The sequence below is a fragment of the Streptomyces sp. NPDC058650 genome (assembly GCF_042717315.1).
In the GTDB taxonomy this organism is placed as follows: Bacteria; Actinomycetota; Actinomycetes; order Streptomycetales; family Streptomycetaceae; genus Streptomyces.
Map to the genome: position 1 here is coordinate 117958 of NZ_JBHXRL010000017.1, position 19319 is coordinate 137276.

Consider the following 19319-nt stretch of genomic DNA (forward strand, 5'->3'; position numbering starts at 1 on the left):
TCGGAGGGGGCGGTCGGTCGCTAGTGCGGTGCCGCGTCCGTCGCGACGCGCAGGCTCGCCGGCCGCGTGTCGGTCCAGGTGTGCTCCACGTGCTCCAGGCACGCCACCCGCGGGTCCGGTCCGAATGCCGTGCTCCACCCGGCCGGAATATCGAATTCCAAAGGCCGGAGGGAGTGCTGGTTCTCGCCATTCACAAGGGCCAGGAATTGACCGGATTCATTCGCGAACGGATTGATCATCCGGGCTCGACCCTCCCACGAGGCATGGTTCGTTGGCAATGGACGCGGCAGAGCCTAGGCGGCACCAGCGGGAAATGGCCACCCTGGTTTCCGGGCCGATGAACTTGTACGATCCAGCCCGAACTCCCGGCCACCGCACGTACTCTGTGGCGCGCCAGGAATTCGTCGTGCTATCGAAGCCCGGAGGCCGTTCTGGAATCCGCCGTGCCGGCTGTGACGCAGTCCGTGAAAGGCCGGGGACGACGCTCCCGCCGGAACTTCCGGTTGCTGCTCATCGGCGAGACCACCAGCAAGCTGGGCACCAGCGTGACGTCCGTGCTGCTGCCGCTCGTGGCCGTCACCACACTCCAGGCCTCGCCGTTCATGATGGGTGTGCTCACCGCCGCGCCGTGGCTGCCATGGCTGGTCATCGGCCTGCCCGCCGGCGCGTGGGTCGACCGGCTCGCGCCGCGCAAGGTGATGCTCGTGTGCAACGCCGTCTCCGCGGCGGTGTTCGTGAGCGTTCCGGCCAGCTGGTGGCTGGGATTCCTCACCATCGGCCATCTCCTCGCGGCCGCCCTCATCTCCGGTACCGCCTCCGTCTTCTTCTCCACCGCCTACTCGTCCTATCTTCCCCAACTGGTCCCCACGGCCGACCTGATGGACCGCAACGCGCAGCTTCAGGCGGGGGATCAGGCCGCCGGGGTGGCGGGCCCCGGCCTCGGCGGGCTGATCGCCCAGACCGTCGGCAGTGTGCCGGGCCTGCTGCTCGACGCGGTTTCCTTCGTGGTGTCCTCGCTCTGTCTCACGGCGATCCGCGCCGAAGGACCGCGCCCCGCCCCGCCACCCCGGCGGCGGCTGAGCCGCGAGATCTCCGACGGCCTGCGCTTCGTCGTCGGTGATCCGTGGGTCCGGGCCGTCACCGCGTTCGGCGCGGCGGTCAACCTGGCGATGGCCGGCTTCCAGGCCGTCCAGATCGTCTTCCTCGTACGGACCGTCGGCGTCGGCTCCGACACGCTCGGCTGGCTCGTCTCCTGCGGCGGTCTCGGCGGGGTGCTCGGCGGCCTCGTGGCCGGCCGGCTCGCCCGGCGCCTGGGCACGGCACGCGCCCTGCTCGTCATCCAGTTCGCCGCCTCGCCCTTCGGGCTGCTCGCCGCGCTCGCCGGTCCGGGGCCGAGGCTGGCGTTCTTCGTGATCGGAACGGGCGTCATGCTCGCCGGGGTCGTGGCCTGCAACGTCATCACCGTCAGCTTTCGGCAGGCGTACTGCCCGTCCGAGCTGCGGGGGCGCGTCACCGCGACCACCCTGTTCCTCAACTACAGCACCATCCCGCTCGGCGCCCTCCTGGGCGGCTCCCTCGCCGCCCTCCTCGGTGCCCGCGCCACGATGTGGGCCGTCACGACCGCGCTGGTGGCCGCCGGCGGATTCCTCCTGGTGGGGCCGCTGCGCGGCCTCCGCGACCTGCCGGGCGCACCTGCCGCCGACGCCTGAGGCACGTACCCCACATGCCGGTCCGCTGTGGGGATCGACCGACCGGGAGTCGCCCGCGTACGACGCGTACGACGGCGTTCACGAGCCGCTCGTATGTGTCGGAGCTCCCTGTCGGCGGGCGGGTGCTTGGGGAGCTGCGGTGGTGGGGGTGACCGCGTGCGGTGGCAGGGAGCGTTCGGCACACAGGAGGATCGCCGCGCCCGTCAGGACCATGAGCGCGAGCACGGTCCACAACTGCCACTGTCCCGCGTCGAGGAGGAACCCCAGGAGCATGGGCGCGATGGTGCGGCAGGCGGACCAGGACAGTTGGTAGACCGACAGGTACCGGCCCCGCAGGTGGTCGGGGGCCGCCTGGACGGAGAGGCCCTGTGAGGGCGCGGAGTGGACGAGTTCGCCCGCGGTGTAGAGCACGGCGACCGCGAGGACGGCGGCGAGGGCGCTCGGGCCGCTGACGAGCCGGGGGAGCAGGGCGAAGGCGGCGAAGGAGAGCGCGAAGACGACCGCGCCGAGCGCGGCCGCCCGCGGCCGGCCGGCCCGCAGCGTCAGGCGGGCGGCGGGGACGCCGAGCCCGGCGACCAGGACGGTGTTGACCGCGAAGACGGTGCCGGCCAGAGCGTCGGGCAGGGCGATGTCCCGGGTGAGGAAGACCGGCAGGGCCATGGCCTGGGTGGTGTAGCCGAAGGCTATGAGGAAGTTGGCCGTCGTGATGAGCAGATAGGGCCGGTCGGCGAGAACCTGTCGGTACCCTCCGCGCGCCTCCGTCCGCGCGGTGCCGCCGCGGACGTTCGGGATCCTGCTCACCAGGAGCGCGGCGCAGGCGAAGACGACGGCCAGGGTCTCGGCGGCGACGACGAAGCCCGTGGTGCCGTTCCAGGCGAGCATGCCGACCGCGGCGAGGCTGCCGCATCCCATCCCGGCGTTGCGCAGGCTGCGGTCCCAGGCCAGGAGGCGGTCACGCTCGGCGCCCCGCGCGAGGTCGCCGATGAGCGCGTGCTGGCTCGGCGAGGAGGCCCACATCCCGACCGCGACGACCAGGGCGATCGCCAGGAACGCGGGGTAGGAGTCGGCGAAGGGGTAGGCCGCGAAGCCGGCCGCGCGCAGCGCGAGCACGCCGATGAGCACCCGTCGGCCGCCGAACCGGTCGATGAGGACGCCGGCGGCCGGCATGAAAGCCAGCGCGCAGAGCCCGGCGATCGTCAGGCCCGTGCCGATCGACGTCAGGGACAGGCCGGTGAGGGAGTGGAGGAACAGCAGCGTCAGCGGCACGTAGATGCCGTCGCCGATCGACCCGGCCAGGCTCGCGGCGAGGAGGCGGCGGCGTGTGGATTTATCTTCCATGGAAGATTGTTTATCATCCGTGGAAGATAGAGTGAAGGGATGCAGGCAGACGCCATCGCCGCCATCGTCGACCAGTGGCGACGCGAGCGACCCGATCTGGACACGACGCCGATGCTGGTCATCGGCCGCCTCTTCCGGCTCACCGACGCGCTGGACCAGCGGCTGCGCCCGCCGTTCGGCGCCGCGGGGCTGGGCAGCGGCGACTTCGACGTCCTCGCCGCCCTGCGCCGGTCAGGTGAGCCCTACGCGCTGTCCGCTGGCGAGCTCAGTCGCACCGTCCTGGTCACGACCGGCGCGATCACCAAGCGGGTCGACCGGCTCGAACAGCGCGGACTGGTGGCTCGGACCGTCGCCGAGGCCGATTCGCGCGGCCGCCTCGTCACCCTCACCGCGGAGGGCGTCGCGCTGACCGACGAGCTCATCGCCGTCCACCTGGACAACCAACGCGGCCTCCTGGCCGGGCTCGGCGAGGACGAACAGGCGGAGCTCGCGGATCTGCTGGAGCGACTCGCCCTCAGCCTGCCCCCGGTCGACGGCTGAGGCCGTGGGAGGGGCGGCGCTCGACCGCGCCCACGCCCACGGCCGAGTCGAGGAAGTCCCGGTACCGTCCGCCGGCCGGCCGGCGGATCAGATCACCAGCGGTGCCTCCGACCAGCGGCGGACTCGGTACGGGGCCCACCACAGGTGGTCGCCGAGGCGGAGGACGAGGGTCTCGGCCATGAGGTCGTCCAGGATCGGCTGCGGGATCGCGTCGGCCAGGGCGCCGTCGGTGAGGGCCTCGATGGCCTCGTGGTACTCCGGTTCGTCGATGGTGAAGCGCCGCAGCTCGCCGTAGCGCCGGTCGCGGACCTGGACGAACCCGGGGCCGTACCGGAAGACGCACTTGCAGATGTAGTACGCATGGCGCCAGGCGAGTGCCGTCGCCGCCGGGTCGGCGGTGCCGAGGACGGCGGTCGGCGGGTGGAGATGGCCGTAGTGGCGCCAGGCGTCGGGGTCCGGGCCGGTGTGGAGCTGCCAGTCGACCGAGATGGCCAGGCTGGACAGGTCGCCCACGAAGCTGAGAGCCCTGACCGACCAGGCCGCGTCGGCGGTGTCCGTGACGTCGACCGGGCGGGGAAGGGCGACGTGCCGGGCCCCGGCGGCGAACAGCCGCCGGGCGGCCTCGCCGCCGGTCATGTCGATCTCGTAGCTGCCCAGGGACATGGCGGGCAGCGTGCCCACCGCGGGGTCGTAGTCCCGTGAGGCGGAAACGGTGAAGGGTGCGGTGCCGGTGAGTGCAGGAGTCATCGTCGTCTCTCCGTCGAGCAGTCGTCGGGAAGTCGTCGGGGGGTCGTCAGGCGGTCGTCGCGGCGAGCTCGGCCTCGCGGGCGGACGTGTGCCGCATGAAGTCGATCCGCAGGAACTCCTCGTTGAGTGCCGGCGGCGCGATCTGCACGAACTGCCCGCTGTCCTCGAAGACCACCCCGAGCGCCCGCCACCGCGTCAGCACCTGCCGCAAGGCGTCCTCGCCCACGTGGTGGTCCTCGTCCAGCTTGCGGGCGGCCGCCTTCACCGTGTGCGGCTGGTCGAGCAGCCGGAACAGGGCCAGCTCGAACGGCTCGGTCAGTTCCAGGTGTGTCCAGTCGAAGGCCCGGCGCCGACTGACCAGGACGATCCGGTCTTCCAGATCGCAGTGGGTGAGACGGCTGCCGGCGTAGTTCCGCTTCCAGTGCGCGATGCCCTCGTCGAGGCGGGCGACGACGTCCTCGCCGATCCCGCGCGGCGGCACGTCGAAGACATACGCCAGGTCGAACATCTCGGCTTCGGGGAGATCGTAGGTGAGACGGTACGGTTCGGCGGGGCGCAGTTCGGAGAAGCCGAGCCCGGGGTCGTTGAAGTACGGGCTGAACCGCTCGATCGCGATCCGGGAGGACGGGCCCACGGGCGGGTTGAGGTGCTCCAGCGCGGCCAGTTGGTCCACCACGTCGTCGTAGTCCTCGCGGTCCTCGCCGGGGAAGCCGTGCAGGTAGTTCCAGGCCACCGAGAGGCCGACGGTGGCGGCGTCGCGGAGCATCCGGACGTTCTGGCCGCCGGTCACGCCCTTGTCCATCAGGGTGAGTACCCGGCTGTTGAGGCTCTCGATGCCCGGCTGGACGAAGATCAGGCCCGCGTCGGCGAGGGTCTGTAGCTGGCCCCGCCGCATGTTCGACTTGATCTCGATGTGCATCCGCAGATCGAACCCGCTGTCGATGATGCGCGGCAGCACCGTGTTCACGTAGCCCATGTCCAGGATGTTGTCGACGACGTACATGTCCAGGATCCGGTGCTTACGGGCCAGTTCCATGATCTCGTCGTAGAACACGTCCGGGCTCTTGCTGCGGAACTGCATGAACGAGCCGTTCAGCCCGCAGAAGGTGCAGTGGTGCTTCTCGCCCCACCAGCAGCCCCGCGCGCCCTCGACGACCAGCTTGGGCTCGACCCAGTTCCGCGCGTGGGAGGAGGCGAGCCGCTCGAAGTACCCGGCGTAGTCCGGCGGGAGGATCGAGGCCGGCGGCAGCGGTCTGGTGCTCATGGCGTTGACGACGGACGTGCCGTCCGTGTCGCGCCAGCACAGTCCGGGTACCTCTGACAGAGGTTCGCCGGCGTCCAGCGCCGTGAGCAGCGCGGGGAACGACACCTCGCCCTCGCCGCGCAGGACGTAGTCGACGAAGGGGAAGTTGCGGTGGACGGCCTCGCCCTGCTTGCCGTCGCAGTTGGCGCCGCCCATGGCCGTCGCGATGTGCGGTGCGAGGCGCTTGACGTACTTGGCGGCGGCCAGGGCGGCGGTGTTCTGCTGGAACGTGGAGGTGAAACCGACGACGTCCGGGGCGAGTTCGACGATTTGCTCGGCAATGTGCTGGACGAAATCGGGCGCGGTCGTGTGCAGCGCCTGCGTCATCTCCATCCGGGTCCCGCGTACCCGGCTGCTCATCGCATCGGTGAATTCGGGAACCCGCCACTGGGGGTCGTCGTACAGCGCGGAGGAGAACACCCAGTCACCGCAGCCCAGGAAATAGGAGCCGAGCGCGTAGTAGGAGTAGTCCTCCAAGGTGAACTCCGTGTTCTTGGTGACCCAGTCCACGTACTCGATGTTGGCGTGGAGAACGTCCGCTGTGCCGTTCGGGACGCGCTCGTCGACACTGCGCTTGAGAATCCCGAGAGCCAGCGACGGGAGATCGATCGGGGCCCAGGGCATGTTCACCAGGAGTACGCGCATGGCTCGCCTCTTCTCATGTGATCAGTGCACGGAATCAGTCAGCTGTCAGTCATCTGCCAGTCGTGTGTCCGGCGTCCGGCCGGGGAGGTCGTGGGCACCGGAGCGGGCGCCTGACGACTTCCCCGGCCGGTCCGGTGGGGGAGGGGCCGATCGCGCACGGGTGCGGGGCCGGCCCCTCCGGTGCTACTTGGCCTCGTCTTCCATCTCCTCCGCGGAGCGGAAGTAGACGACGACGCCGACGCCCGGCTTGCGGCTCTCCTCGTCGCCGTCGAGGGGGTCGCCGTGGATGATGTCCTTCTGCATGATGTTCACCTCCTCTCCGGGTGTGGGGACGGCTCGGCCGGCACGGGCGCCGAAGGCAGCCCGCGGCCGAGAAATCTGAGGGACCGCCGGATGACGGCCAGGTGGTCGGCTCCGTCGTAGCCGTCATGGCCCGAGTCCAGCCACATCAGCTCGTGGGACACACCACTCGCGCGCAGCACGTCCAGGTACGCCTCGACCTGTTCCGGCGGGCACTTGGCGTCCCGCCGCGCGGCGACGACCAGCAGCGGGGAACGGATGGCGGCCGCGTACGAGGACGGGGAGGCGTGGGCGTAGGCCTCGGGCACCTCGTCCGGAGTGCCGCCGAACAGCGCGGTGTCCAGCGCCTGGAGGGCGGGCGTGGAGTGCCGGAAGGCCGTGACGCAGTCGGCGAGCGGCTTGACGGCCACCCCGACGTTCCACAGGTCGGGACGGGTTCCCATGGCCAGGAGCGTCAGATAGCCACCCCACGACGTGCCGCACAGGCCCACGGCGCCCTCGCGGCCGATGCCCCGGTCCAGCAGCTCGGCCCGGGCCCGCACCAGGTCGGCGACCTGGGTGTGGCCGACGCCCTCGGAGTGGGCGGAGCGCCAGCGCGGCCCGTAGCCGGTCGAGCCCCGGTAGTTGACGCGGGCCACGGCGTACCCCGAGCCGACGAGGGCCTGCACCATGGGGTCGTAGGCGTCTCGGTCGTGGTCGGCCGGGCCGCCGTGGACGAGGAAGACCAGCGGGTGCGGCGCGGGACGGTCGGCCGGAGTGGTGACGAAGGTGTGCACGGGGCCGTCGGGCCCGGGTGTCCACAGGTCCTGGCGGCGGCCGAACCGGGGAAGGCGCCACTGGCTCTGCCCGGGCAGTGGCGCGCCCGAAAGGGACAGCGCTTGCGGCACGTTCACCGCGTCGGTCCAGATGAAGTGCACATCACCGTCGGCGGCCGGTGACGCGTCCAGGATGCTCCCCTCCGGGGTGGGTACCGGGGTCAGCTCGCGGCGGTCCAGGTCGGCGGTGAACAGTCGGCTGCGGCCGTGCCGGTCCTGTCGCAGCAGGACCCGCGCGCCATCCGGGCCGGGGTACCAGCGGGCGGTCGTCTCGGTGTCGAAGGAACACCAGGGCAGCAGCTCCAGTCCGCGCCCGGGGGCCCACGTGCCGAGGTGGTAGCGGCCGGCCCGCTCGCGCATGACCAGCAGCAGGGGGCGGCCGGACATCGGCTCGGGGCCGGATGACGACGTCGGTCCGGATAACGACGCCCGACCGGATAACCGCGTCGGACCGGGTAACGACGTCGGACCGGGTAACGACGCGAGCGTGGGCGCGAAGCCGAGCGCCCAGGTGCGTTCCCTGGTGCCGGAGAGTACGGCGACGGTGGTCCCGTCGGGGGCCAGCAGGGTCACGGCGCGGGCGGAGTGCGCGGGCCCGGACACCGCCAGCAGCGTGCCGTCCGGCGCCAGGTCGCACAGCGTGCCGGAATCCGTCGTGTGCAGGACGGGTGTGCCGGCGCCGCCGCGTCGCCCCATGTGCACGCTGAGTCCCTCGGGGCTGCGGATGCCGACGGCCACCGTGCCCCCGTCCGTCAGCGCGAGTCCGGCGGGCCGCCCCTGCGGCACCCCGGCCAGCGCCGGACGGTCCGGGCCGCCGTCGAAGTCCTGGGTGCGCCAGCCGCCGCTGCCGCCGCGGTCCTCGTCGAACCACCACACGGCCTCGTCGCCGTCGATGGCGCACAGGAGCGTGCCGTGTGGACGGTCCGTCAACTGCCGTCCGGTGCCGGTGGAGCGGTCCCAGGTGAAGATCTCGCAGCGGCCGTCGGCGTCCCCGGTGTACACCATCCGGTCCGGGTTCCGGGGGCTGGTCACCGGCAGCACCGGCCGGTAGACGCCGTACGTACGCGTGGCCGCCTTCGGCGGGGCCGGCGTCACGGCGCCTCCCGGACCACGAGCCGGGTCCTGACGGTCGCGTACAGCGCCAGCCCGGCGAACGCGCCCGCGCAGCCCGACGCCACCGCACGGCCCCCGTACGCCGCCACCAGCACGCCCGCCGCCACGGGCGCGAGCACCGCGACACCCTGGCCGGCGGTGCCCAGCACCGTCCCCATCCGGGCCAGGAGCCGGTCGGGGGTGACCAGCACCGCCCGGGTCTGCAGGACGACCACCACGGACGGCGCGATCAGCGACACCCCGCACAGCAACAGCCCGTAGGACCAGGTCCGGGACGTGAACGCGAGCCCGGCAGCCGTCGGCACCATGGCCCACGACGCGCCCGTCACGATCCACGCGGCCGGTACCCGCCGCACCAGCCACGGCGCGGCGAGTGCGCCCAGCAGCCCGCCGACGCCCGCCAGGGTGAGGATGAGTCCGATCGAGGAAGGGCTGGCGCCCTGGGCGTGGGAGGTGAAGACCGCGTGGAAGTACAGCGCGCCGAGCAGCGCGTTGACCCCGGCGGTCCACACGACCACGAAGCGCAGGAAGGGCTCGTCCCACACGAAGCGCAGCCCTTCGGCGAGGTCACGGGTGAACGATGTGGCAGGACCTTCCCGTTCGGGTGTCAGGTCCGCGCGGATCGCTTTGCTCAGCACCGCCACGAGCAGGAACGAGGCCGCGTCCGCGAGCAGTGGTACCCACCGCGCCAGCTGGTACAGCACGCCGCCGAGCGTCGGTCCGACGATCTGCACCGCCTGGTCCCGCGCCTGTAGGTATCCGATCGCCCGGGAGTACCCCTCGGGCGGTACCAGCCGCCGGATCGTCCCGGCCGCCGCAGCCCCGTAGGTGGCGCTGGCCGCCTGCTCGACCACGGCGGCGACGAGTACGTGGACGAGGACGACATGGCCGAGGGCGACGGTCACGAACACCGATCCCATGGCCCCCGCCGCGACCAGGGCCGCCGCGTACATCATCGGCTTGCGCGGCCAACGGTCGGCGAAAACGCCCGCGATCGGCGAGACCACGAGTCCACTGACCAGTGCCACCGACGCGACCAGTCCGGCGAGACCGGGCGAATATCCGGCGCCCAGCAGGATCAGCGGAAGGAAAAGGGAGGACGCGCAGGTGCCGAGACCGTCGACGGCGCCTGCTGTCCAGAAGAGTAGGAAATCCCGTCTTCGAAACGGTGACGTGGACGAATTCTTCGATAAGTCAGGGCCGAGGGGTCTTAACTTCTCTTCGGCCTTTCCCATCAAGAATGCCGCTCGGAAGGTATTGCTGACGCTAACGCACCCACAATGCCCCCTGTGAAAAGCGGACTTTCGGTCGTTGAGGGTTGCGATCGTATCGAACGGACAGAGTCGTCACAATACCCAGGTTCGAATAGGGCTCTTGATCAAGAAAGGGGACTTCTCGGGTGCCGGGCAGAGGTCACGCCGCGCTCACTGACGGCGGTCGTCACCGCGTCCCGTCAGCAGGGCGAAGCCGTGGCGGTCCACGGACGCCGTCGTGGCCGAGAGGACGACCACGCCGGTTCCCGTGGCGCGGTCGAGACCGAGCCAGGACCGGAAGCCGCCCGTGCCGCCGTTGTGCCAGGTGACCGTCAGGCCCTTGACCCGGACGGTGACCCACGCCGCGCCGATGCGAGCGCCCGCGCCGAGCGGAGCGACCGGATCGAGCGCGGCGATGCCCGGTGCGCTGCCGTCCAGCAGGGCCTCGGTGAGACGGGCCATGCTGCGGATGTCGGCGCGGATTCCGCCGGCCGGCCCGAGCGCCTCGCCGGTCCAGGGCTCCCGCGGCCGCCCCTTCCGGCTCGTACCCCTCACGGCCCCGGGCCGGAGCCGGTCGGCTGTGGCGGGCAGGTAGAAACACCCGAGACCCAGCGGGGTGGTGACACGGTGGAGGACCAGCTCCTCGTACGTCGTCCCGGCGGCCCGCGCGAGCGCGTGTCCCAGCAGCTCGTACCCCAGATTCGAGTAGCGGGACCGTGGCCTGCCCACCCGTACGCCCCGGGCTTGGTCCAGCAGCTGCTCGACGTCCTCCCCGTACGGGTTGGTCCCGTGCCGCCACAGTGCGACCGTCCGACGCCACGGGTGTGCGGAGGCCGGGATCCGGGGCAGTCCGGACCGGTGGATGCTCAGCGACTCCAGTGTGACCCGTCCGGCGGGAGCGTCCCCGAGCGGCAGGAGGTCGCGGAGCGCCGTACGGGCCTCGATCTCGCCGCGCGCGAGCGCCTCGGCGTACAGCAGTCCCGTGACGCCCTTCGAGATCGACCCGATCTCGAAATCGGCGTCGAGTCCGGCGCCGGAGGCGGTGGTGTCGGCGGCGGCCTCGCGACCCGTTCCGAGGCACGCGATCCTCGTCCCCCCGGGCGAGACCACGGCTGCCGCGACGGGGTGCCGCGCCCCCGTCAACGCCCGTATTCCGGCGGCGAGTCGCGCGTCTCCGTGGTCCTCTTCCATGTGCTCACGATAGGCGGAGGCTTCGGATCGGACGGTCGCCCCTGCACACCCCACCGCCCCGCGTGACCCACATCACTTTCACCGTCCTCCCGCTTTCCGTTATCCATGGCTCGGCCCCAGGCTCTCCCCTGCGCAACCATCTCCAACAGACGGGACAGTCGGCGTGCGGCAGAGCACAGGAACCGAGCGGGACACGAAGCTGGTCACGGCGGCGCGGAACGGTGACCCGTGGGCGCGGGAGCAGCTGGTCACCGCCTACCTGCCCCTGATCCGTACCACCGTGGCGCTCGCCATGAGCGGCCGTGGGGGCGCGGAGTACGGCGAGCACGGCGAGCACGTCGAACACGTCGTACGGGAGACGATGTTGCGCGCCCTCGACGGGCTGCCCGCCGTGTCCGACCCCGGCGCCTTCCGGCCGTGGCTGGTCGCGATCGCCGTGGACGGGATTCGTAGGTACCGGCACGCGCGGCCGGCCGGTCTCGTGTACGGGGACACCGCGGTCCCGGCTGGCGAGCGGCAGCACCCGACGGGTCAGGCGGACGAGGTCACCACGGCGGCGCGCTGGCTGGACCCGGACGACGGCGAGCTGTTGGCCCTGTGGCGGCTTGAGTGCACGGGTGACCTGACCCGCTACGAGACCGCGGCCGTGCTGCGGTGGTCGGTCGAGGACACGACAGTCCGCGTCGAGGCGCTCCAAGCCCGGCTCGACGCGGCCCGGGTCGTGGCGGGCGCGCTGGCCGAGAACCCGCCCTGCCCCTTCCTGAACCGGGAGGCGGCGGGCTGGGACGGCCGGCCCTCCGCCCCGTGGCGCGATCACCTGACCCGGCACACGCTCGCCTGCGCGCACTGCGCGACGCGCTGGAACGGTCTGGTCCCCGCGGGGATCCTCCTGACGGCCACGTCACCCGCGGGTTCGCCCGGGGCGAGTGAGGCCGCAGACCCGTACCGCACCACCGCACTGACCCAACTGACCGAACCGACCGAACCGGCCGGTCGAGGCGAAGCAGGCGAGCTGGCGGAGCCGTACCTGCTCGCCGGGCCTCCGGAGCCCGGCGGCCCCCACATATCCCGCAACGCGGCCGCCACCACCTCCTCGGTACAGGGCCGGCGCGGCTCGCGTGCGGCTCTCCGTCGCCGTCGTCAGACGCAGGAGCGGAACCGGCGCCGGGCCGTCATCGCGGCTGGTGTCGTGGTCATGGCGGTCACGGGCGGGGCCTTCTCGCTGTACGGGGGCCGTGGAGGGGGCGACGAGATCCTCGAGGCGAACCATCTGGCGGCCTCGGGTCCGGACCTGCCGCTCGCCCACGACCCGTCCGCCCACTCCGGGGCCGCGGTGGCTGCATCGGCGAACCCGTCCGCCTCGCCGTCCACCTCCAAGCCCGCCGCCGCACGCCCCTCCACGTCGGCGTCGCCCACTGCGCGGACCACCACCGCGCCGCCCCGCCCGGCCCGCACCACCCCGCCGGTCCAGGTGAAGACGACCCCGCCCCGCACCACGGCCCCCGCGGGCGGCTCGCAGTCGACCGGCACCGGCACGGGCTCGAACTCCGGCACGGACACGGGCACGAACGCGGGCGCGGACTCAGGCACCAACACAGGCACAGGCACAGGCACGGGCACGGGCACGAACACGGGCGCGAACGCGGGCACGGACTCAGGCACGAACGCGGGCACGGGTACCGGCGCCGGTGCGCAGAACGACCAGGGCCAGAGCTCGGCCGCCGACCAGGTCGTGGCCCTCGTCAACGCGGAGCGCGCCAAGGCGGGCTGTGGCCCGCTGTCGGTGAACTCGACCCTGACCAGGGCGGCTCAGGGCCACTCCGAGGACATGGCGGCGCGTGACTTCTTCGATCACACGAACCCCGACGGCGACGGCCCGGGGGAGCGGGTGACGGCGGCCGGGTACCCCTGGTCGACGTACGGCGAGAACATCGCCATGGGCCAGAGCACGCCGGAACAGGTCATGGACTCCTGGATGAACAGCCCGGGGCACCGTGCGAACATCCTCAACTGCTCGTTCAAGGAGATCGGCATCGGTATCCACTCCGAGGGCGGCCCCTACTGGACTCAGGTCTTCGGCGCCCGCTGACACCGCCGGCTGGGTCAGGCGAGACCGTCCCAGCCCCAGCGCGGGGTGGGGCCGGGATCGCCGAGGTCCGTACCCGGAGCCGAGGCCGAGACGTCCTTGGCGATCCGCGTGCCCCAGTCGAAGTACTCCACCACCCGGCGGCGCAGCAGGGTGTCGTCCGGCAGTTCCTTCTCCACGGCCGCCGTCATCAACTCCATCCAGCGCAACCGCTGTTCCTCCGTGATGCCGAGCCCGAGGTGGGCGCGGAGCAAGGCTTGGTGTCCGCCGTGCTCCGCCGTGAACCCGGCCGGCCCGGAGAAGACCTCCGCCAGCCACACGGCCACGTGGTCGACGTGGGTGGGCGTGAAGTCGGCGAAGACGGGGGCGAGGAGGGGGTCGGCCAGGACCCCCTCGTAGAACGTCTCGGAGAGCCGGCGCAGCGCGTCGGCGCCGCCCACGGCCTCGTACAAGGTGTGCGTGTGCTCGGCGCTCATGGAGGCCTCCGGGATCCGGGATGTGTCCTCCCAGCTTTCCCGCAACACCCCCCGGATCCAAGGATGTTCGCTCTCGGCGCGGCGGGTGGCCGCAGCCGTCATCGCGCCGGGGCGCGAGCCGTGCCGCCGTCTCGCTCCCGCAGCCCGCCGCGACACCTCCCTCCGCGTCCGTCCGTGTGGGCAGACATCACACGTGCACCTCAAGGGTGGGGACGTGCTCGGAGGGCCGGGCGTGCCGGTACACCATGCGGTTGTCGAGGAGCGCCCCGTTCCTGACCAGCCGGTCCACGTGGGCGGCGTAACCGGCCTCGGCGAGCAGGGGCGTCGGGCCCACGGTGGGCCATCTCGCGTGCTCGACGGCGCGCCAGCTCTCGCCCCGCCCCGCCGTGGGGAACCGTCCACCGGTTCCGTGTCTTCTCGCCGTCGTACCGGGTAGTCGCGGCGATGACACCACGCACACGAAGGAGGGGCGCGCTCGCACGCGGCACGCCGAGCTCGGTGCCGCCGCCCAGCGAGCTTGACGGCGTCGGCGGGGGTCCAGTGGTCGCGCCTCAGGCGACGTGCTTCCTCTCCTCCGGGTTGTCGGACAGGCCGAAACGGACGAGGGCGGCCGCGAAGCGAGCCAAGTCCTCCGCAGGGACATGGCGGGCGAGGCCGGCGGGGGTGTGGGGGAGCCCGAGTTCGGCGGCGGTCGTGCGGCAGCGTTCGTCGAAGTACGGGCGCAACTCCGGCCACACGGCCTGGGCTTCGCGGCAGAAGATGTCCGCGCCCACCGGCCCGATGCGGGGGACCTCCCGCAGCAGCTCGCGCAGCTTTCCCGCGTCGCCCTCGGCCCGCTCACGGAGTTTCCGCAGGTCGCCGTCGAAGCGGTCGAGGAGCAACTCCGCGCCGTCTCCGAGCGCGGTCGCGGTGCTCTCGTCGTACCGGACGTAATGCGCCCGACCGAGGGCGTCCACGCGCTCCTGCCAGCTCGAGTCCGCCATCGCCCGCGGCGTCCGCAGGCCGGCCGTGAACAGCTCGCGGGCTGCGGCGGTGGCCGTCCCGGCCCTGATCCGGATCGAGCAGAGGACCGTGAGAACGAGCAGTTGGTACAGCGGCGCGGGCTTGTCGCGGAGGGTGATGCCGGCTTCGTCGGCGTAGGTCCGGCCTTGCTCCCGCAGCAGCCTGGCGATCATCTCGGTCGTGTCCATCTCAGCGCCCTTCCGCCGGCAGCCCGGTCCGCCGGAGCGTCCGCTTCATGACTCGCCGCCACCGGTGGCGGCGACCTGCCCGAAGGTGTGCCCGCCGAGGGCGTCCGGACCCCCGGCACCCGGTCCTGAGGGGCGACTGCCCCGACGGCGGGCGGGCACTCCACGCGTAGCGCGCGCGGTGCCGGGTAGCCGGTCGGATTGAGGGGTGAAAGCGCGAGGAGCGAAGGGCGAAGGAGGCGGTGCGGCATGACGCGCGCGAAGACCGGGCCACCCACTCGTCCGACGCCCAGGGATCCTTCGGACCCCAGGCCCCCGCCTCCTCCTCGCCCCTTCCCGATCGACCCGGAGGCGCCGCAGCCCCCGCCCGGGCCGGCGCCGCCGAAACCGGCGCCGGGGCCCGGCCGGGCCTCCCGTCCTCGGACTGATCGAGGAGGACATGATCACGACCGCATCGAGGGTGACGAGACGGTCCTCACCCGCGCCGCGTCAATCGGCGTCGCGTGCGATGTTCAGTGCGAGGGCCTGCAGGATCGCGTCGGTAGGCGCTTCCGGATCGGTCCGGTCGTACGCACCGGCGACCGTCTCGAAGGCCAGGACGAAGCCGTTGATCAGCGCACTCAGCGGTTCGGCGAGCTGGTCGAGCATGGCCGCTCCGACTTCCGCCGGATCGTCGGTGTCCGGGACGACGAACCGCGTCGGGATGACGTCGCCGAGCAGGTCGGAGACGTAGTCCGCTCCGACGCCACCGCGCAGGGCCGTGAGCGCTGCGATGGCCTTGAGCTGAATCTCGTTCTCGGTCATGTGCCGAGCCTAGGGGGCGGAGAACTGACGCGGGGAGGCCACGCTGCGGGCGGGCACGGTGGCCTTCCGGTGCCGCTGCCGTTCCGCATGAGTCGCCCCTGACCGGGCAGGCGCATGACGGATCTGACTGATGCGTCCTTCGACCTGCACCACCGGACACGAATCGAGGAGTCGCCATGCCTCGCGGTTCCACCGAGAGCACTACCGAGAGCACCGCCACCACGACCGCAGGGAACACGTCCGCGAGAACGGGCCCGGGCACGGTCCTTGGCACGGCGTCCGCCGGATGGCTGAGAGCCGTGGGGCGCGTCGAACAGCTCACGCTCGCGGATCCAGCGGTCCGTGCGCTTCAGCGGGCCGTCGGAGCGCTTCCGCTGAGCGGAGCGCGCGACCTGCTGCGGGGCGAGCCCCTGGGGCATCCGCTGCATCCCGCACTGGTGCAGGTACCGGTCGGCTGTTTCCTCTCGGCCGGCGTGCTGGACGTCGTTCCCGGAGGTCAGCCGGCCGCCACGACGCTCACGGCCGTGGGTTTGGCCGGCGCGGCCCCCGCAGCCCTCGCCGGCTGGGTCGACTGGGCGGACCTGCCCCCGCAGCAGGCCCGGGTCGGATTGGCGCACGCGGTGACGAACGTCGCCATGATCGCCTGCTACGTGACGTCCCTGGGCGCGAGATTGCGGGGCCACGCGGTCAAGGGCCGCATGTGGTCCTTCGCCGGGCTGACGGCGCTCGCCGTGAGCGGCGCGCTGGGGGGACACGTGGCCTATCGGCGAACCGTCACCGCCCAGGCCGCGCCACCTGCCGGGCCTCAGGCCGTGCCGCCTGCCGGGCCCCAAGCCGTGCCGCCGGCGACGCCCCACGCTCCGCGGTAGGCGGGCCCTTCCACGGACGGGTCCTGGACCAGGCGATCGGCCCCCGTTCAGGAGATACTGCTCGTGGCGCCCTCCGCCGAGTTCCGCACGGAGCTCGGACCGGGGGCGGCTTGCGAGCGCGGGAGGCATCATGCTGATCGGGCACAACGTGGAGGACGACGTCCTGCACCTGGAGATACTTCGCGACCTCGACATCTCCAGCCGCGCCGCGGCCACCCTGGAGATCGAGATGCTCCTGTTCACCCACCGCCCGTACGGCCGCGTGAGGGTGCAGCTGCCCACCGCCGACCCGTCACCGGCTTCCCTCAGCGTCCTCGCCCGCGCCCGTCGGCTGTGCGGCCTCCGAGGCGTCCCGCTGGCCGTCGTCGGCCCACCGGATCCGGACGGTCGCCGCGCTGGCCACCGCGTCACCCTGGGGGAGACGTAGGCGGGGTTACGTGGCGACCAGAGGGACATACGCGAGGAAGAGGCACCGAGCAGCCGCTCCGGCCGGCGGGCGCCCCTTCGATCGCACAAGATCAAGGGTGAGCGCGATCGGCAGGCCTGCGCGGCGCTCGTGGAAGGCCGCGCCCAGCTGTACGAGGCCGAGTCGAAGGAGGCGCGCCGAACCCCTGGCCACCCGGATCACGCCGCCCTTCCGCGCGATGCGGACCGGACGGCGGCCACAGGAAGGCTGACGACGATGCGCGAGCGAGGAGCCCGGGAGCCTGAGGAGCCCCTGCCCCGGGACACCGAGGACCAGCAGACCACCGAAGGCAAGGACCCGCTGTCCGTCCCCGTACCCGATGAGTACGAGAGGGACGAGGAGCCTTCGGGAACCGACCCGGCCGGTACGGGACCGAGAGGAGAGCCGCGGGACGCCTCCGTGCATCCCGAGCATCCGATCCCCGATGAACCGGCCGACTGACGTGCCCACGGACGGCGGCGCCGCGGCGACGACCGGCGACGACCGGCAACGGCCCGGGTGACGTCCGCCAGGGCAGACGTCCACCGGGGCAGACCTGCGAGGCCGAGGGCACGAGTCCTCGCGCCCCGGGTGAGAGGAGTTCGCTCATGACCGCACGGCCCATCACCGACGTCGGCCCCGCGAGCGACCTGTCGGAGGTCTTCGGGCTCGCCCAGCAGCTGCGGGCCGATTCCGTGCGTGCCAGCACCGCGGCGGGATCCGGGCATCCCACGTCCAGCCTGTCGGCCGCCGACCTCATGGCAGTGCTCATGACCCGCCATCTGCGCTACGCGTGGGACGTCCCCGGCGACCCGGCCGCCGATCACCTGATCTTCTCCAAGGGGCACGCGTCGCCCCTCCTGTACGCGATGTTCAAGGCGGCGGGCGCGATCGGTGACGACGAGCTGATGACGACGTACCGCCGCTTCGGCCACCGCCTGCAGGGCCACCCCACCCCCGTCCTGCCCTGGGTGGACGTGGCGACCGGATCCCTCGGCCAGGGCGTCGGCTACGGTGTCGGGATCGCGCTGGCCGGCCGGGATCTGGAGCGGCTTCCCTTCCGGGTGTGGGTGCTGTGCGGCGACAGCGAGACGGCCGAGGGGTCCGTGTGGGAGGCCCTCGGCAAGGCGGGCCACCGCCGGCTGGCCAACTTCACCGCCCTGATCGATGTGAACCGCCTCGGACAGAGCGGGCCGACCGAGCTGGAGTGGGACACCGATACCTACGCCCGCCGTGTCGAGGCGTTCGGATGCCGGGCGATCGTGATCGACGGCCACGACCTCGAAGCGATCGACCGGGCCATGACCACGGCAGGCGACGGAGAGGCACCCACCGTCATCATCGCCAGGACCGTCAAGGGCCGCGGTGTGCCGGAGGTGGCCGACCAGGAAGGCTGGCACGGCAAACCGCTGCCGGAGGACATCGCCGAGCGGGCGGTCGCCGAACTGTCCGGCGGCCACGAGCTGAGAGCGCGCGGACCGAGGCCTCCCGACGTCCCGCCCGTCAGCACACCGCCGAACGGGACGGTGGAACTGCCCCGCTTCGACAGGGGGGACGACGTGGCCACCCGGGTCGCCTTCGGTCAGGCCCTGGCTGCCCTCGGCGCCCGCCCCGACGTCGTCGCCCTGGACGCCGAGGTCGGCAACTCGACCCACGCCGAGGAGTTCGGCAAAGCCCACCCCGAGCGGTACTTCCAGACGTACATCGCCGAGCAGCAGATGATCGCGGACGCGGTCGGCATGGCCGTACGCGGGTTCCGCCCCTACGCCACGACGTTCGCCGCCTTCCTCACCCGCGCCCACGACTTCATCCGCATGGCCGCGGTCTCCCAGGTCACGCTCGCCCTGTGCGGAACCCACAGCGGTGTCGAGATCGGCGCGGACGGCCCTTCCCAGATGGGCGTCGAAGACCTCGCCATGATGCGTGCCGTCCTCGGCTCCACCGTCCTCTACCCCAGCGACGCCACGTCCGCGGCCGCGCTGACGGCGGCGATGGCCGACGTGGACGGCATCTCGTACCTGCGCGCCACCCGGGGGGCCTACCCGGTGCTCTACGCCGACGGTGAGACCTTCCCCGTAGGAGGGTCCAAGACCCTCCGCCACACGGCGAACGACCAGGTCACGCTCATCGGGGCCGGGGTCACTCTCCACGAGTGCCTCGCCGCCGCCGATCAGCTGGCCGACGAGGCCATCCGGGCCCGGGTCATCGACGTGTACTCCGTCAAGCCGATCGACGCCGACACCCTGAGTCGGGCCGCCCGGGAGACCGGCGCCCTCGTCGTCGCCGAGGACCACCACCCCGAAGGCGGAATCGGCGAAGCCGTCCTCTCCGCCCTCGCCGCGGCAGGTGACCACCCCGCCTTCGCCCACCTCGCCGTCACCGGGCTGCCGGGCTCCGGCGAAACCGACGAACTCCTCGACGCGGCCGGCATCTCCCGCGCGCACCTCGTCCGGGCCGCTCGCGCACTCGTCGCCCCCAGGAGTGAAGGGCAGTGAATA

At 72.2% G+C, this 19319-nt stretch carries 18 protein-coding genes; 7 read left to right on the forward strand and 11 right to left on the reverse strand.

Annotated elements, in window-relative coordinates; translation table 11 throughout:
• Positions 1-20: 20 nt before the first annotated feature.
• On the reverse strand, positions 21-239 hold the full coding sequence (locus ACFWWU_RS26815) for an MbtH family protein (RefSeq protein WP_384148550.1): 219 nt from the start codon (positions 237-239) through the stop codon (positions 21-23).
• A gap of 204 nt (positions 240-443) precedes the next feature.
• Between ACFWWU_RS26815 and ACFWWU_RS26820 the strand changes: the two genes are divergently transcribed.
• The gene (locus ACFWWU_RS26820; protein ID WP_384148552.1) at positions 444-1709 is read left to right on the forward strand and encodes an MFS transporter; all 1266 of its coding nucleotides are present in this window, start codon (positions 444-446) and stop codon (positions 1707-1709) included.
• A gap of 78 nt (positions 1710-1787) precedes the next feature.
• Here the strand turns inward: ACFWWU_RS26820 and ACFWWU_RS26825 are convergent, their stop codons facing one another.
• Positions 1788-3047 carry an MFS transporter gene (locus tag ACFWWU_RS26825; RefSeq protein ID WP_384148554.1) on the reverse strand — a complete coding sequence of 420 codons (1260 nt, stop codon included), beginning with the start codon at positions 3045-3047 and terminating at the stop codon, positions 1788-1790.
• A 39-nt stretch (positions 3048-3086) separates the two neighbouring features.
• Between ACFWWU_RS26825 and ACFWWU_RS26830 the strand changes: the two genes are divergently transcribed.
• A complete protein-coding gene (locus ACFWWU_RS26830) occupies positions 3087-3587 on the forward strand; it encodes a MarR family winged helix-turn-helix transcriptional regulator (protein ID WP_384148556.1) in 501 nt (166 codons plus the stop codon).
• Positions 3588-3674: 87 nt separating this feature from the next.
• Here ACFWWU_RS26830 and ACFWWU_RS26835 read toward each other — a convergent pair whose 3' ends face one another.
• From ACFWWU_RS26835 to ACFWWU_RS26855, 5 genes are all read right to left on the reverse strand, one after another.
• Entirely contained in the window at positions 3675-4334 is a 660-nt protein-coding gene (locus ACFWWU_RS26835; RefSeq protein WP_384148558.1) for a DUF5825 family protein, read from the reverse strand.
• 46 nt (positions 4335-4380) lie between these two features.
• Complete coding sequence (locus ACFWWU_RS26840; RefSeq protein WP_384148560.1) at positions 4381-6282, reverse strand: RiPP maturation radical SAM C-methyltransferase; 1902 nt, start codon at positions 6280-6282, stop codon at positions 4381-4383.
• 308 nt (positions 6283-6590) lie between these two features.
• A complete protein-coding gene (locus ACFWWU_RS26845) occupies positions 6591-8492 on the reverse strand; it encodes a prolyl oligopeptidase family serine peptidase (RefSeq protein WP_384148562.1) in 1902 nt (633 codons plus the stop codon).
• Positions 8489-9745, reverse strand: coding sequence for an MFS transporter (locus ACFWWU_RS26850; RefSeq protein ID WP_384148564.1), 1257 nt, complete (start codon positions 9743-9745; stop codon positions 8489-8491). The genes ACFWWU_RS26845 and ACFWWU_RS26850 overlap by 4 nt, the downstream gene beginning before the upstream one ends.
• Positions 9746-9934: 189 nt before the next feature.
• Positions 9935-10954 carry a serine hydrolase domain-containing protein gene (locus ACFWWU_RS26855; RefSeq protein ID WP_384148566.1) on the reverse strand — a complete coding sequence of 340 codons (1020 nt, stop codon included), beginning with the start codon at positions 10952-10954 and terminating at the stop codon, positions 9935-9937.
• 163 nt (positions 10955-11117) lie between these two features.
• On the opposite strand from ACFWWU_RS26855, the gene ACFWWU_RS26860 reads away from it, so the two are divergent.
• Positions 11118-13043, forward strand: a complete 1926-nt coding sequence (locus tag ACFWWU_RS26860) for a CAP domain-containing protein (protein WP_384148568.1) — start codon at positions 11118-11120, stop codon at positions 13041-13043.
• 14 nt (positions 13044-13057) lie between these two features.
• Here the strand turns inward: ACFWWU_RS26860 and ACFWWU_RS26865 are convergent, their stop codons facing one another.
• From ACFWWU_RS26865 to ACFWWU_RS26880, 4 genes are all read right to left on the reverse strand, one after another.
• Positions 13058-13516 carry a group II truncated hemoglobin gene (locus ACFWWU_RS26865; protein WP_384148569.1) on the reverse strand — a complete coding sequence of 153 codons (459 nt, stop codon included), beginning with the start codon at positions 13514-13516 and terminating at the stop codon, positions 13058-13060.
• 187 nt (positions 13517-13703) lie between these two features.
• Positions 13704-13850: a hypothetical protein gene (locus ACFWWU_RS26870; RefSeq protein WP_384148571.1), complete on the reverse strand. Its 147-nt coding sequence runs from the start codon at positions 13848-13850 to the stop codon at positions 13704-13706.
• A gap of 217 nt (positions 13851-14067) precedes the next feature.
• Positions 14068-14706: an endonuclease gene (locus ACFWWU_RS26875; RefSeq protein WP_384148573.1), complete on the reverse strand. Its 639-nt coding sequence runs from the start codon at positions 14704-14706 to the stop codon at positions 14068-14070.
• Positions 14707-15192: 486 nt separating this feature from the next.
• Positions 15193-15507, reverse strand: coding sequence for a hypothetical protein (locus ACFWWU_RS26880; RefSeq protein ID WP_384148575.1), 315 nt, complete (start codon positions 15505-15507; stop codon positions 15193-15195).
• Positions 15508-15683: 176 nt separating this feature from the next.
• On the opposite strand from ACFWWU_RS26880, the gene ACFWWU_RS26885 reads away from it, so the two are divergent.
• The 4 genes from ACFWWU_RS26885 (at position 15684) to ACFWWU_RS26900 (ending at position 19316) form a co-directional block, all read left to right on the forward strand.
• Positions 15684-16376: a DUF2231 domain-containing protein gene (locus ACFWWU_RS26885; protein WP_384148576.1), complete on the forward strand. Its 693-nt coding sequence runs from the start codon at positions 15684-15686 to the stop codon at positions 16374-16376.
• A gap of 130 nt (positions 16377-16506) precedes the next feature.
• Positions 16507-16803: a hypothetical protein gene (locus tag ACFWWU_RS26890; protein ID WP_384148578.1), complete on the forward strand. Its 297-nt coding sequence runs from the start codon at positions 16507-16509 to the stop codon at positions 16801-16803.
• 255 nt (positions 16804-17058) lie between these two features.
• Entirely contained in the window at positions 17059-17283 is a 225-nt protein-coding gene (locus ACFWWU_RS26895) for a hypothetical protein (RefSeq protein WP_384148580.1), read from the forward strand.
• A 146-nt stretch (positions 17284-17429) separates the two neighbouring features.
• Positions 17430-19316: a transketolase gene (locus ACFWWU_RS26900; RefSeq protein ID WP_384148582.1), complete on the forward strand. Its 1887-nt coding sequence runs from the start codon at positions 17430-17432 to the stop codon at positions 19314-19316.
• Positions 19317-19319: the final 3 nt, after the last annotated feature.

What these genes read in the sequence shown, in the direction of transcription:
- ACFWWU_RS26865 (WP_384148569.1), bottom strand. Translation starts at nt 13,516, where the DNA reads ATGAGCGCCGAGCACACGCACACCTTGTACGAGGCCGTGGGCGGCGCC.
- ACFWWU_RS26885 (WP_384148576.1), top strand. Translation starts at nt 15,684, where the DNA reads ATGCCTCGCGGTTCCACCGAGAGCACTACCGAGAGCACCGCCACCACG.
- ACFWWU_RS26895 (WP_384148580.1), top strand. Translation starts at nt 17,059, where the DNA reads ATGCGCGAGCGAGGAGCCCGGGAGCCTGAGGAGCCCCTGCCCCGGGAC.
- ACFWWU_RS26855 (WP_384148566.1), bottom strand. Translation starts at nt 10,954, where the DNA reads ATGGAAGAGGACCACGGAGACGCGCGACTCGCCGCCGGAATACGGGCG.
- ACFWWU_RS26815 (WP_384148550.1), bottom strand. Translation starts at nt 239, where the DNA reads ATGATCAATCCGTTCGCGAATGAATCCGGTCAATTCCTGGCCCTTGTG.
- ACFWWU_RS26900 (WP_384148582.1), top strand. Translation starts at nt 17,430, where the DNA reads ATGACCGCACGGCCCATCACCGACGTCGGCCCCGCGAGCGACCTGTCG.
- ACFWWU_RS26880 (WP_384148575.1), bottom strand. Translation starts at nt 15,507, where the DNA reads ATGACCGAGAACGAGATTCAGCTCAAGGCCATCGCAGCGCTCACGGCC.
- ACFWWU_RS26840 (WP_384148560.1), bottom strand. Translation starts at nt 6,282, where the DNA reads ATGCGCGTACTCCTGGTGAACATGCCCTGGGCCCCGATCGATCTCCCG.
- ACFWWU_RS26830 (WP_384148556.1), top strand. Translation starts at nt 3,087, where the DNA reads ATGCAGGCAGACGCCATCGCCGCCATCGTCGACCAGTGGCGACGCGAG.
- ACFWWU_RS26890 (WP_384148578.1), top strand. Translation starts at nt 16,507, where the DNA reads ATGCTGATCGGGCACAACGTGGAGGACGACGTCCTGCACCTGGAGATA.
- ACFWWU_RS26825 (WP_384148554.1), bottom strand. Translation starts at nt 3,047, where the DNA reads ATGGAAGATAAATCCACACGCCGCCGCCTCCTCGCCGCGAGCCTGGCC.
- ACFWWU_RS26875 (WP_384148573.1), bottom strand. Translation starts at nt 14,706, where the DNA reads ATGGACACGACCGAGATGATCGCCAGGCTGCTGCGGGAGCAAGGCCGG.
- ACFWWU_RS26835 (WP_384148558.1), bottom strand. Translation starts at nt 4,334, where the DNA reads ATGACTCCTGCACTCACCGGCACCGCACCCTTCACCGTTTCCGCCTCA.
- ACFWWU_RS26850 (WP_384148564.1), bottom strand. Translation starts at nt 9,745, where the DNA reads ATGGGAAAGGCCGAAGAGAAGTTAAGACCCCTCGGCCCTGACTTATCG.